Raw genomic sequence first — 14,306 nt, 5'->3', positions numbered from 1 at the left:
TTTACTGACAGCCAAAAACCTGTGTTGGGGTTCAGCTGTTGGGGGAAAAGGAATTTTGCAAAGGTCTCAGGATGTGTGTTGTTATACAGGTAAGTAAAGGTCGTCTGAAACGGTTTTGCTGTTTTCAGACGGCCTTTTGAATTCATACAAGCTATGGCTTGGCTTGCTTATATTTATAATTGTCTAAATTTCCAATAATCTCGTCCTTCAATTTTCCAGTAACAGAATTCGTCCGGTATTAAATACCCAAAATCCATTGCCTTTGAAAACCAGCCATCATAGACATAATCTTCATGACATCTGTCCCAATCCATATGCAGATACACTTCCGTATCAAAATTGATATAGAACAAAGGCAGCCTCGAGGAAATCTGATTGATTTTTAAGAAATCACTTTGCGGGCCAGAGTCTGAGATAGGATCATTGTACGACAGCTTGTTCTCGACAACGGAATATAACCTTACCGCTTCATCAGAAGTAAACCCCTGAAACATCAGTTCCTTCAATTCATCTTTTTTTAATACAATGACTGAATCTGATTGAATATAGCTTTCAAAATTGTCCTTAGTTAACTGCCAGATACCGTTTCGGTAATAATAACTATTCATTTCATCCTGATATTGTTCTAACGTAATATTACCGTTTTTAAAATCCAAATCTAGATCTAATTTCATGTTTAATATGAAATTTTCTTTATAATCAATCAAATAATATATCTTTTTCTTATAGACAAAAATAGATATGCATTGAGTATATTGAAAGATGGCATTTAATAATTCAGATTTAAATTTCTCAATTTTTTCCATATTTGACAAATTCCTTAATAACTTTATCTTCAGCAAGTCGTAGCCCACATTAAATCTGCAGCGAAGGTGTGCGCGGTACGCACGCACGCGAGCTTGAGTCTAATAAAAAGGTCGTCTGAAACATTTTTCCAGCTTTCAGACGACATTTTGCCAAATATTATCGGCAGCGGCTCAATGCCAACCTTAAACCTGCTCCGATTTCTTCAGGGCTGTTATCCAATGATAAAATAACATCGTCTGCATCAATGGCATCCCACGCTTCCAGCTTGACATGGCGGCTCGGGCTGATTTTCAGGCAGCCGTTGTGCAGCCAAATATCCACGCTCATCATGTTTTTAAATAGGGCGCGTCTGGTTTTATAGCCCAAGTTCCCGCATAGGTTGGCAACCCAATCCTCATAGCGTTGCCGAAATTTTTCGGTATCAAAAAAATCTTGGTCTTCTGGACTGTCATAAACGAAAGTCCTGCTGTTTGTCAACGCTTGCAAGACCGTCGTGCCTAAAGTTCCATTGTCGGTATCCAATGGCAGGATATGGGGGGGATATAGGTGGTCTATTGCCGTTAAGCCCAAACCTGAACATGTTTGAACAATCAGAGCTTTCTCATTAGCATAAAAAACTGCCCAATAATTTTGATCCTGTTTAAAAATCATTATTTGATCTCCGTAATTTTGACTTTAATGTTTAGATTTTTGCCATACTCTACCACACGTTGTAACTGCAATCTTTGCTCCTTATTAGTTTGTGCGGGTATGGCCAGATGGATTTCGCGCTGTTTGATCATGTCTGCCCTTAGTGTCATACCCGAAAGACTATGTTGTTCAAAATTTGCCGTCTTATCGATGTACCCTTTCATGGTGCTGTAAAGCTGTTCGGGTTTGGACAGGCGTGCCGTAGTTTGCGTATCCAGAGTTTTGGCACTGATTGCCGTGCCTGTACCACGATCAAAATAATCAAATGTTTTAAAATTTTTAGGTAACCTTGCATTGGCAGACAAGCCCTTACCGACATAATCCTCCCAAGGCATTCCCTGTCCTTCAATCCCCTTGCCCCACTTGATACCGACTTCGGATTGGGGCAGGACATTTCGCTGTACGTCAGCAATTTTCGGAGGCGAGGAAGTTTTCACACCTGTTGCCAAGCCTCCCAATTTGCGTGTAATCAGCGTTTCCAATCCCCATATGGCTAGATTTTTCGCATCAGATACTAACGGCGATTCGTATTCTATTGGTGTACCCAAAGATAGGACAACTTTTTTACCAAAATCGGACTGGTAAGTGCCAAACAATTGCCGGCTTCCTTCTGAGGCCTGTGTATAACCACCGGTCATACCTGTCGCCGCAATAAGTCCACCGCCAACACAGCCAAGCCCGGTACTGCACAGACCTACGCCTGCAGCACCCGAACCGACAACAGTCGTTGCACCCAATCCCATATTGCCTGCCCCCTTAATTTTGGTGGCAGCCCGGTCGTAACTGCTGCGTATATCGTTCAGTCTATTCCAGTTTCCATATTCAAATGCACCCGTCCGCATCAATATATTTTTTTCCGCCACAAACTGTTTACCGGCATCTTGAAGTTTTTTTAGTCCTTTATAAAGAGGGTCGAAGTCAGGTACGCCTTCCGCGCACCGGGTTAATGCACATGCAGCGGCTTTTAGGCGGTACTGTTCTTCAGCCGATCTGCCTTTTGACAGTTTGTTAAGGATTTGTGTTTCTTTCGGATGCAGCTGCCTATTGTTCCAATCGACATTCGCCCCTACTGCCGCCGTACCGACATTCCCGCCCGCCGCATAGCCGATTGCCGCCCCGCCCAGTGCATTGACCGCTGCTTTGCCCGCCGGGCCGAGGTTTTCTGCTGCTTTGTCTAAATACGGGGCGGCAAGGGAAGTGCCGCCACCGGCCAGTATGCCGCCGAGGCTGCCGGTCGTCAGTCCGCCTGCCGCCCCGTGCAGGATACTCCTGCCTATGCCGCCTTCTTTCCAGGTGTCGTAGCGGCTTTGGTTTTCGGCAAGGTAGGCGTTTACTTGGCCGAGTGTTGCGCGGATGGCGGCTTTTTCGGTTTCGCTGTCCGTGTTTTGCAGTTCCGCCTCCAACAGGGTTTTGGCTGCCTGATACCGTTCGTAACTTTGAGTATTGCCGAGTTTATCGGAAACGGCTGCTGTGGCTTGTGCGGCATTTTTACCGAACTCCTGCGTTACTTCCCTTTGCAGGTTGATTTCTTTGGCCACCGCGTCTTTGTCGAAGCTGTTTTTCAGACGGCCTGAGTGTTGATCCACAGTTTCGGTGTCGATGCCGGTGTAGATACGCGCTTCGGTTTCTTTGGCAGTCCTGCCTGTTCGGGCAAGTTGTCCCGCTTCATCGGTGATGTGTATGTTGCGGGTGTTGATGCCGCTGCGGGTGGTGCTGTTTTTGCTGTCTCCATCGCTGCCGTAGCCGATGGCGTTATTGTTGTTTTGACCTTTAGAAACATCAATCAGGCGGATTCCCGGGCCGGAGTCGGCAGGACGGTTTTGTCCCATTGATTCACCGCTGATTGCAACACTTGCCCCGATGCCGAAGCTTTTGCCTTCGTAGTGGCTGTGGTTTTGAATGTCGCTGGCAGTAAGGGTGGCCGTCTGAAAAAGGTTTTTTCCTTTGTCTTCGGCACTCTTGCCAGAGGTGATGATACCGCCCTTGAGATCTGTGTTATCTCTGACTTTGATTTGATAGCCGTCTTCTCCGGCATAAATACCACTTTGCTCGGTTACCGAGGCATGGTCTGCTTTGACTTTGCTTTGGCTGTAACTGCCGCTTGCACTGAATCCGTAACCGACGGTAACTTGGACATTGCCGTTTTGCTGTTTGCTCTGATAGGTTTCAGTATCTTGAACGCTTTCTATATGCAGGTTGCGCGTATCTGCCTGTACGCCTTTGCCGATAAGCTGCGCACCCTTGAGGGTGGTATCCCCGCCGCTTCGGATGGTGGTTTGTCCGGCCGTGCTGCCGATATGGGTGTGGCGGCGGGTTGCTTTTGTCTGATTGCTGTGATGGCTTGTTGGAAGAAAGGCCGTCTAAAACCGTATTTGTTGTTTCAGACGACCTCTTGGCTCAAACCTTGAGAACCGCATACGTGCGTTCCGCACACATGCTTTTGTTAAGTAATATTAGGTGATAAAGCACATATGCCCAACCAGCCTTGTCAAGAGCTTCCAAAAGGCTGCTTAGGTAGCATGCACTCCCTGCCGGTAGCGAGTCCATGCTACGGCTTGTTTAATTGAAACTCTCCTGATCTAAGAATTCTAACTCTATTTCCCAGCAAACTATATATATGCTAAAACCGGTCGGAAGATCATACCTACCGCCTATCAATTCCAGCGTACCTCCATAATCCAAGATTTCATCATCCTGCTTTAATTCTCCAAGCTCCAATGTATTATCGATATTTATATCTTGGCTCTTCGTAGCGTAGCCATAAATAAATTTCAGATAGCTGAACTGCTTGAATTTAATTTTTACCCAGTCTGTATAATTTGGTGTATGAATCTCTTGAGGAAAGTCCGGATAATCCACATTCTTGACGATGATATGGAATTCATCGTTTTTCAAAGTATAGTTTAATAGAGTGCCCTCATATATATACAGAAATTGATAATCTTTTTTTGGAATAGTATAAGTTGTCATATTATTTTACCTTCAAAAGTCTGCTTGCGCAGCATGACAAGCTACGGCTCGTTTAATTGAAACTCTCCTGATCTAAGAATTCTAACTCTATTTCCCGGCAAACTATATCTATGCTAAAACCGGTCGGAAGATCATACCTACCGCCTATCAATTCCAGCGTACCTCCATAATCCAAGATTTCATCATCCTGCTTTAATTCGCCAAGCTCCAATACATTTTTGATCTTTTTATCTTGGCTCTTCGTAGCGTATACATAGATAAATTTCAGATAGCTGAACTGCTTGAATTTAATCCTTACCCAGTCTGAATAATTTGGCATAGGGATCTCTTGAGGAAAGTCCGGATAATCCACACAATTGACGATGATATGGAATTCATCATTTTTCAAAGTATAGCTTAATAGAGACCCCTCAATTATATACAGAAATTGATGATCTTTTCTTGGAATAGTATAAGTTGTCATATTATTTTACCTTTTCAAATACAATGGTTTTAAGCTCATCTGATACTAATTGTCTTCCATTACTCTGATGAAATTCCAGTCGTTTAAACTCTTCCTTTAACGGCCCATTATATTTTAACCTTAATCCCATTCGGGCCAGTTCTGCTTCATTTGGAATTCCTCTTAAATACTTATTGTTTGATGTGCCATTAATCACAATTTCTCCCCCTTTTTTTGTAATACGTGCTGCTTCAGGAAGATAATCCATTATTGTAAATTTCCCTTCTGGTTTAGGGATATAAGGATTATTTGCGATAACTCTCGCCTGACTGCCTGTCGGTATATTGGGCATAGAACGTGCATCTCTTGCAACAGCCATCGGATCTGATGGGCTAACTCCTACTGCTCCAGGTATTTGTACCCCTTTGCTGTCTGTAAACAGCTCTACTGTACCATTAGGTCTTATCTTCGGTACAGAGCTATCGGGCTTAGGCAACGCCCTTTGCTCAGTTACCCCTGCATAACTAACATTTTTACCATTGGGCAAAGTTGCTTCCACTCCCTTGTCTGTTAGTCGTGCAATTGTCCCTACTGGCAGGGTTGTTCCATTGGACAGCTTCTGTGCCTGTGTGAGCTTAACGGTTTGATTAGATATCAATGTTCCACTGGTAAAATCAAATGCTTTTCCATTTGGAACAACTGGTGCTTGTTTTTTTATTTCTGCTGCCAGTTGTGCAGCAGATAACTTACCTTCGCGGTACAGTTTATATTTGTTAGCCAATTTACTAGGGATACGTCCTGCTAGCTCCATTACTGGCAATTGATACCACATTAACCGTTGTCGGGTTGCATGATTGTATTCATATATTCTACCTGCATCGTAATCTCTCCCTTGTAAACGTAGCAGGGCTATACGGTTAGTCTCCATTTGTTGATCGTCTAGTGGACCCACTTCATCACTGGTAGACGAATCATAGACGTATCTCGGCAAGGAAATTATGCCTTTCCCAATTATCTTTGGATCATTATGTGCATCGTTACTGCTATCTTTATAGCCTTGTTCCATTCCTCTTCTAAAATCCGTTGAGGCATTACGGTTTTGAATCTGAATACTATGCAAGAATTTATTTATTTCGTTTTTGTTTTTATCGGTATAAGCACTAAATAATGCTTTTAAATTTCTGTCTTGATCTAAATATTCATGATTAGTAGCTGTAAAGAATTGATGGCTTGCACCAAAATTATCTACATAATGGAATCTAGATGTGTTTTGAGATAAAAACTGTTCTGCAAGTTCATTGCGTCCATGCAGTATTGCCCATTCGCTGTCTACCATTGCGGCAGCTGCGCGGTCTAGCTGAATTTGAGCCTCTCGGGGAGTTAAATTTAATCCTTTGTTTTTTAAATAGTTAATATATTTTTGTAGTGTATCTTTACTGTGTAACCACTTCACTTCATCAGGATGCAACTGCCTATTGTTCCAATCGACATTCGCCCCTACTGCCGCCGTACCGACATTCCCTCCCGCCGCATAGCCGATTGCCGCCCCGCCCAGTGCGTTGACCGCCGCTTTGCCCGCCGGGCCGAGGTTTTCCGCCGCTTTGTCCAAATACGGTGCGGCAAGGGAAGTGCCGCCGCCGGCCAGTATGCCGCCGAGGTTGCCCGTCGTCAGTCCGCCTGCCGCCCCGTGCAGGATACTCCTGCCTATGCCGCCTTCTTTCCAGGTGTCGTAGCGGCTTTGGTTTTCGGCAAGGTAGGCGTTTACTTGGCCGAGTGTTGCGCGGATGGCGGCTTTTTCGGTTTCGCTGTCTGTGTTTTGCAGTTCCGCCTCCAGCAGGGTTTTGGCTGCCTGATACCGTTCGTAACTTCGGGTGTTGCCGAGTTTGTCGGAAACGGCTGCTGTGGCTTGTGCGGCATTTTTACCGAACTCCTGCGTTACTTCCCTTTGCAGGTTGATTTCTTTGGCCACCGCGTCTTTGTCGAAGCTGTTTTTCAGACGGCCTGAGTGTTGATCCGCAGTTTCGGTGTCGATGCCGGAGTAGATACGCGCTTCGGTTTCTTTGGCAGTCCTGCCTGTTCGGGCAAGTTGTCCCGCTTCGTCGGTGATGTGTATGTTGCGGGTGTTGATGCCGCTTTTTGTGATGCTGCTTTGACTGTCGCTGTCGCTGCCGTAGCCTACTGATGAACTTGCGCCGTTTTTATCGGCCACGCTTGTCAGGTGTTTGTTTTGAGGCTTATTTTGTGCTCCCTGTCCCAGTGTTTTGCCGCTTACGGCAACGCTGGCACCCAATCCGAAACTTTCGCCTTTGTAGCGGCTGTGGTTTTGAATGTCGCTGGCAGTGAGGGTGGCCGTCTGAAAGCGGTTTTTGCCTTCGTCTTCTGCGCTCTTGCCGGAGGTGATGATACCGCCCTTGAGGTCTGTGTTGTCTCTGACTTTGATTTGATAGCCGTCTTCTCCGGCATAAATACCGCTTTGCTCGGTTACGGAGGCATGGTCTGCTTTGATTTTGCTTTGGCTGTAACTGCCGCCTGCACTGAATCCGTAACCGACGGTAACTTGGACGTTGCCGTTTTGCTGTTTGCTCTGATAGGTTTCAGTATCTTGAACACTTTCTATATGCAGGTTGCGCGTATCTGCCTGTACGCCTTTGCCGATAAGCTGCGCACCTTTGAGGGTGGTATCCCCGCCGCTTCGGATAATCGTTTTGCCGGCCGTGCTGCCGACATGGGTGTGGCGGTGGGTAGTACTTTCCCCTTGTCCTTTACCTTTGCCGATATTTCCTCCGGCGGTAATGCCAAGACTGATGCCGTCGCCTATTTGGACGGCTACGCCTGCATTCCAGCCGCTGCTTTTGTTTTTGCTTTGCTCGCTGCCGTCCTGTTTGGCAGATTGGAGTTTGATATGGTTGTCGGCAATGAGGGTGGTACCTGCATGGCCGATGACATCGGAACCTGTAATATTGATATTGGACTGCTCCCCGCCTCCTGTGGCCGCAAGTGTGGTTTGCCCTTTGCCGATAATTTGACTTGCTGCCGCTTCGGTGTAACGGCTTTTTTGCTCGTTACGGCTTTTCTGTTCGCCGTAGGTAACGGACACACTGATACCGGAGCTTTGATTGTTGTTTTGACCTTGTCCCGCACTGCTGCTTGGAGCAAATTGTTGCATTTGTTGGGCTGCTTGATAACCCTGCCATGCAGCATTGGCTGCAGCCATGGCATTAACGCGTTTATTTTTACTTTTGCCCACATTTTGGGCTGCTTGTACGAAGTTTTGTGCAGCTTGGACAACCGGCACATTGAGGGCGACGGTGAGGCCTTTTTGTTCCTGGGTATGGACGTAGTCAGTGGCATACCGGTTGTTTGCGGACTCTACATCTATGCTTTTGGCAGTGACGGTATTGCGCCCCTCGGGGCTGGAGACAGTACTGCCGGTTTGTCGGTAGCGGTTTCCGGCAACTGTAACGGTGTCTCCATTCAGGCTGCCTATAATGCTGCCTGTATGGACAATATTGGTACGATCAGTGTCATCGGTAGTTTTTCGGTTACCGATAGTAAAGCCCAATCCGCCTGTGCCCATGACGCCTGATTTTTTGCTCTCGTGGTATTCATTGCCGGTGTAGCGATTGTGGGCAGTAGAAATATCGATGTTGTTTCCTGCTTTTAAGACAGTGCCATTATCAGAAATAAGGTTGCTGCCGCGTACATTGATATTCTGATCAGCTGCAACGATAATTTTGCCGCCGCCGATGTTGCTGCCGACTGCTTCATCATGACTGAAGCGGTAGCGGTCGTGTGTTTTGGTACTGGAAAGGATGCCTTTGCTTTTCCCGCTTACAGCGGCGTCCAATTCGGTTATTTGGCGTCCTTCGCTGATATTGACATCACGTCCTGCGGCAAGGACGGTTTTGCCCTCTTCGGTCTCCAGTTCACCTTGACGGATTTTTAAGTCGTTGCCGGCTCTAAGCATTGCGCCGTTTTGCGTGCGGATACTGCTGCCGACTTCGGCACTTTGTCGGACATGACGATGATTTTTGTCATCTAATGCACCATAGGTTTCGCGATGTTCGGTACGGATGGTGCCGAGATTGAGATTGTTGCCGGCGGTAATTTGGGTGGTGCCGCCTTTAACTTGGTTAGAGATGGTGGCTGCATTAAGGTTGATATCGTTGCCAGCATGCAGGGATAGGATGCCGTCTGAAGCTCTGTTATCTACTTGCTCAGTATAGCTTCCGGCCACGTTAATACCGGCCATACGATCAATGGCGGCATTGCCGTTACGTTCATTACCGGAAGTTTGGGTTGTACCGTTAAGGTTGATATTTTGCGCTTGGGCAGTCAGCAGTCCGCCTGCTTGTACTTGCCCGCCGTCGACATTGATACTTTTTTCAGCTTTTAAGCCGATTTGGTCGGCTTGAATGTTGCCGTTGCTGTTAATATTCCGTGCTTGGATGAGTACGGCCTGCCGCCCCGCAATGGTACCGCTATTAGTCAGGTTTCCATTTTGCAGTTTAAGTAAGACTTGTTCGGCACTAATCAGGCCGCCGGAGGTATTGAGATCACCTTTGCGTGCCAGGGCATAGACTTTGGGGGCGAGTACGGTTTGAGTCGAACCGTCAGACAGGGTGACGGTTTGATTTTCCATCCAAACGATATCTGAAGTTAAGCGGGCAACTTGCTCTGCACTCAAGGCGATACCCGGGGTAAGGCCGAATGTTTTGGCAACAGTAAGGCCGTTGTCCATCAGAGCTTTGAATTGTTCTTCATCACTGCTGTAGCCATCAAGTCGGCGGTAGCCTGTTAACTGGTGGATTTGTTCATTAACAAGTTTTTGTTCGTAGTAGCCGTCGCCTAGCCGTTTGTGTAGATGATTGGGGTCCAATTGCAGTTGTTTCAACATGTAGTCGCTGCCCAACCAGCGGCGGTAGTCTGCAAATTGAGGATCTGTTTCAACCAACCAGCCTTTATTGTCAGGATGGGTGGTGTAGAGGCTGCTGTTCGGCAGAGTAACAGTAGCGTTATTTAATGAGACCATATTACCGGTATGGATGCGCTGCCCATTGACGGCTGCTGTGGATGCTCCGTCAATCAGTTTGGCTGCAGATGCTGCGGGTTGAAAGGAAGGGGAGGCGGCATTCTGTTGGGTGACAGATACAGGCGTGTCAAAGTCATGGGTAAATAGTTGGGTATCATGGTAAGGAGTGTGGTTTCTTTCGGTACGGCGCTGTCTTTTTTTGCCACTGTACCATCCTTTTTTTGTAACGGAATCCCACTGTGTGCCGACAGCATCTATGCGCCCCTTGCCTGTTGTACTTTGATTGGTGATTTCTTTCTGGTTTAAATCATCAGTGATAATACGCCCGCCCACTATAATTCGACTGTCTTTGTTCAGCCAGTCTTGGCCTGAAACAGTCAAATTACCACCCACAGTAATGTGTGCCGGTCGATTTTCGATGATGCGTTCTTTATAAGTCTCGATGTGATAGTCTCGGACATGCCATTGGTTGGCCTCAATACGAGAACCATTTTTTAAATGGAACGTAGCAATAGTTTGGTCTTTTTGTCCTTGTGAGTTATCGAATAAACCGTCTTTTCCTGCCTGATAGTAGGTATTTTGCCCCAGTACGGTGTAATCGCGGACTTGCTTTTCTGCTTTGGCTAAGTATGTTTCTGTTTTAAAGTGATTATTGATATTCTGCATATTCCTAACGGACATCAATGCATCACCTTGTACTTCCAAACTGGCACTGCCATTAACAAAGGTATCAGCCATGCCTGCCGCATGATGTTGTTCATCCAGTCGATTACCGATAGCAAAAATACCTTCGCTGGATAGTAGGGCTCCCTCTTGGTTATGAATCTCTTTCGCTCCGATATCCAAACGTTTCCTTGCAGCTATTGCACCCGCTTTGGTGCTGCCTTCTGTCGTTTCTTCTCGGTTAAGTAGTTTTTGCGCGTCCAGGGCAATATGGTCGCCATAGATTTTGCCTGTCCCGGTGTTGGTCAGGGTTTGACCTGCACCGATGTGGGTCAAACCGTTGCTGTTAATCAAACCCCTGTTGTCTACATGCTGTTCGGATGTGATGTTCGTTTGCTCTCCGGCAATAATTTTGCCTGTAACTTGGTTATCTATATTGCCGGCATTGAGTTTGAGCGTATGGCCTGCTTGTAAGGTATGGGTATTTTTCAGACGGCCTTTTGTGCTTAGGTTTAATTGGTTGCCTGCAGTGAGGTCGCTGTCTACGACGAAATCATCCGTTAAGGCGATATCCAGCTTGTTACCGGCTGTTAATGTGCCATTATTGGCCAGTGATTTAGCTTGTAGCGATACATTACCGGCAGATTGAATCGTGCCGTCCGCATTGTTTAACGCCAAAGTGTTTTGATTTTTATCGTGAATAGACAACTGCCGGTTGGTGGCAATTTCACCATGTTGGTTGTATAGGCCGTCTGAAACAGCTAATTGTGCTTGGTTTGCAGATAGGAGTTTGCCGTTTTGATTGTCTACATTTCGACTATTGATAGTCAGTTGTTCGGTAGCAGTAATATGGCCGCTTTGGTTGGTCAGTTGCTGACTTTGGATGCTAACCGTTTCAGCCTCTATACGTCCGTGCGTATTATCTAGAGTCTGACCTTCGGTATTCAGTTGTGCAACAGAAACTTTTCCTGTATTGCGAAGATTGTTATTGGTAGTGACGGTTCCACTATCGGCAAGAATGTTACCTGCGTTATGTAAATCGGCGGTATCAAGCTGTAGATGTGCAGCTCGAATATTGCTTTTGTTATCATTGCTCAAGCGGCCCGAATGAATGAGTGTCAGATTGTTGGCGGCAATTTCTCCCACATTATGCAGTTCATGGTTGTCAATCTTGCCGGTTTGAGTTAATAAGTGACCGCTGTTTTTAGCAGTTTGAGCACTAACAGCCAGATCGTGTGCCTGGAGTTTGCCTTTTGCCGTATTGTTAAATGAATCGCCTGATACTTGTAGTTTAACCGCATTCAGACTGCCCGAATTTTCCAAACTGTTTTTGGCGGCAATGTCGATTTGTCCACCTGCATTGATTGATCCTGCATTATCAAGTGCTCCCGTTGTTTGAATGCGTCCTCTGGCGTAGGCTTTTGCAGATGCTGTAGGTGAAACGGGATTGTTTGAACCAGGCTTAGATGCCGAAACAGTGCTGCTACCTGAACCTGTTGCAGTACTCGGAATCTGTGGTATGACTGATGGATTGGGATTCAAACCGGTCTGTGGAACGTCGCTCACACCAATCTTGCCACTGTTATCGAATTTGCCAGCAGATACCAAATCCAATGCTTGTGAACCTGTTTGAATAATATTACCCGTGTTATCCAAACTACCTGTTGACATATCTAAGCGGGCAGCCTGGATCGTACCGTTGTTTTGGTTTTTCAGACGGCCTAAATTACGGACAGTCAATTCACCTGAGGATAAGACCGTACCTGAATTGTCTAGCGTCTGGCTGTGAATATTGGCATCATCCTGTGAGGCAATCGTACCGCTATTACGGACATTGCGGGCATGAAGTGAAACCGCATGGTTTTCTCCCGTCGCCGCAATCGTACCCGTGTTGACCAGTTTACCTTCAGCATTCACTGCCACATTGCCAGCTGAGGCAAACAATTGCCCCTGATTGCGCACGGATGCATCACGATCAGTGCTGATCAAGGTGATCTTACCAGCATACATACCACCCAATGCCCCTGTATCGATGGCATACAGTGAGTTGGCAGAATTTGTATTCGCAGCAGGGGAGTGTGAAGACTGGATAGAGCCATCAGCTGAGACATCATTTTGTCCTGCCAACACACGCACATCTTTGCCCTACATAGGCCCATCAATCTTAACCGCGCGGCTCAATATCTGCGTGTAATCGGTATCGCGGGCATCCAAACCGTGTCCGACGATTACAACATTGCCTTGCCTTATCTTAAAGCCACTAAGGTCTCCTGCTTGATATTGCGGTTGGCCTGTAGTCAAAGTGGCACGGGAAGCATTGATAAATCCCCCTCCGTTCACTTGAATTCCCGCAGGGTTTGCCACCACCACTTCGGCACGTCTACCACCCACCTCAATATATCCGCCCAACAAAGAGGGATCAGCTGAATTGACTTGATTCACGATGACACGGGCCTCACCACCTGCAAGCCAGGGATTGCCCTGTATCCAGCCACCCAACTGTGTTTGCACGTTCCGACGGCTGTTGTTCAAAATAGCACCACGGTTGTCAACATTGAAATGGGTGTATTGGTTAACTGAAACCCCTGCGGCAGTAGGGGTTTGGATATTGGCCTGCGGGATGCCGTTACCGGTTTGCAGGATGGTAGGCTGTTGCTGTACAGGTGCGGATTTGTCAGCAACGATGCCTTGGGCATTGGCAGAGGGAGAAGTCAGAATAAGGGCAGAGCCGAGGAGTAATGAAAGGGAGAATGATATAACAGAGATAGAATGGATAAAACCTGTAAAGCCCGCAATATCATTTGGCGAAATACCTGCAGCTTGGGTGTCGGCAGTGTTTTTGCCCTCGCGTTTGGCATTTTCAGCAACGGCCATCATGCAGTTTCGATGTTTGTTAAAGACGACTTTGTACAGGGTACGATTCATAGTAAATGCTTTCTCGGTAATATTCCTTATAAATATCCATTCTAACTTGAATTAACTTTGTATGTGTAGAAAAATTTATTTGGGATTGGAAAGGATTAGCTATGAATGTCACAACATTCGGCAAGTTATTTAACAATTTGGTAGTGGTTGTCGTCATTATTGTAACTATGCTTGAAATACGAGGCTTTGCTCCGCGTTCTTTCCTTGCTCTCACTATGCCTTTTTATACTTTGAGACCTTTGCAAAATTCCCCAAAATCCCCTAAATTCCCACCAGGACATTTAGGGGATTTCTCATGAGTACCTTCTTCCGGCAAACCGCACAAGCCATGATTGCCAAACACATCGACCGCTTCCCACTATTGAAGTTGGATCAAGTGATTGATTGGCAGCCGATCGAACAGTACCTGAATCGTCAAAGAACCCGTTACCTTCGAGACCACCGCGGCCGTCCCGCCTATCCCCTGCTGTCCATGTTCAAAGCCGTCCTGCTCGGACAATGGCACAGCCTCTCCGATCCCGAGCTCGAACACAGCCTCATCACCCGCATCGACTTCAACCTGTTTTGCCGTTTTGACGAACTGAGCATCCCCGATTACAGCACCTTATGCCGTTACCGCAACTGGCTGGCGCAAGACGACACTCTGTCCGAATTGCTCAAACTGATTAAATGCCAACTGACCGAAAAAAACCTAAAAGTAGAGAAGGCATCCGCCGCCGTCATTGATGCCACCATTATTCAGACTGCCGGCAGCAAACAGCGTCAGGCCATAGAAGT

The 14,306-nt window shown here is 46.6% G+C and carries 5 protein-coding genes and 3 pseudogenes; 1 reads left to right on the top strand and 7 read right to left on the bottom strand.

Annotated features, from left to right (window positions below; genetic code table 11):
- Positions 1 to 173: 173 nt before the first annotated feature.
- From O3660_RS10750 to O3660_RS10720, 7 genes and pseudogenes are all read right to left on the bottom strand, one after another.
- Positions 174 to 806: a hypothetical protein gene (locus O3660_RS10750; protein WP_049351613.1), complete on the bottom strand. Its 633-nt coding sequence runs from the start codon at positions 804 to 806 to the stop codon at positions 174 to 176.
- 157 nt (positions 807 to 963) lie between these two features.
- On the bottom strand, positions 964 to 1,458 hold the full coding sequence (locus O3660_RS10745; protein WP_371464955.1) for a contact-dependent growth inhibition system immunity protein: 495 nt from the start codon (positions 1,456 to 1,458) through the stop codon (positions 964 to 966).
- Positions 1,458 to 3,248 (bottom strand): annotated as a pseudogene (locus O3660_RS10740) (hemagglutinin); the annotation flags it as partial. The gene O3660_RS10745 and the pseudogene O3660_RS10740, both read right to left, overlap by 1 nt.
- A gap of 98 nt (positions 3,249 to 3,346) precedes the next feature.
- A pseudogene (locus O3660_RS10735) lies at positions 3,347 to 3,914 on the bottom strand (hemagglutinin repeat-containing protein); the annotation flags it as partial.
- Positions 3,915 to 4,056: 142 nt separating this feature from the next.
- A complete protein-coding gene (locus O3660_RS10730) occupies positions 4,057 to 4,467 on the bottom strand; it encodes a hypothetical protein (RefSeq protein WP_371464954.1) in 411 nt (136 codons plus the stop codon).
- Between the two features lie 52 nt (positions 4,468 to 4,519).
- Positions 4,520 to 4,930, bottom strand: coding sequence for a hypothetical protein (locus O3660_RS10725; protein WP_371464953.1), 411 nt, complete (start codon positions 4,928 to 4,930; stop codon positions 4,520 to 4,522).
- 1,431 nt (positions 4,931 to 6,361) lie between these two features.
- Positions 6,362 to 13,529, bottom strand: a pseudogene (locus tag O3660_RS10720) (hemagglutinin repeat-containing protein); the annotation flags it as partial.
- Between the two features lie 295 nt (positions 13,530 to 13,824).
- Between O3660_RS10720 and O3660_RS10715 the strand changes: the two are divergent.
- The coding region (locus tag O3660_RS10715) for a transposase (RefSeq protein ID WP_371464952.1) at positions 13,825 to 14,306 on the top strand (482 nt) is incomplete at its 3' end.

It is taken from the genome of Neisseria sp. 27098_8_139 (assembly GCF_041433195.1).
Lineage (GTDB): Bacteria > Pseudomonadota > Gammaproteobacteria > Burkholderiales > Neisseriaceae > Neisseria > Neisseria subflava.
Note: the sequence above shows the minus strand (reverse complement) of the source record. Positions and strands in the feature narration are given on the sequence as shown.

Excerpts from the sequence above, each read along its gene's own strand:
- O3660_RS10750 (WP_049351613.1), bottom strand. The coding sequence starts at position 806 with ATGGAAAAAATTGAGAAATTTAAATCTGAATTATTAAATGCCATCTTT.
- O3660_RS10745 (WP_371464955.1), bottom strand. The coding sequence starts at position 1,458 with ATGATTTTTAAACAGGATCAAAATTATTGGGCAGTTTTTTATGCTAAT.
- O3660_RS10730 (WP_371464954.1), bottom strand. The coding sequence starts at position 4,467 with ATGACAACTTATACTATTCCAAAAAAAGATTATCAATTTCTGTATATA.
- O3660_RS10725 (WP_371464953.1), bottom strand. The coding sequence starts at position 4,930 with ATGACAACTTATACTATTCCAAGAAAAGATCATCAATTTCTGTATATA.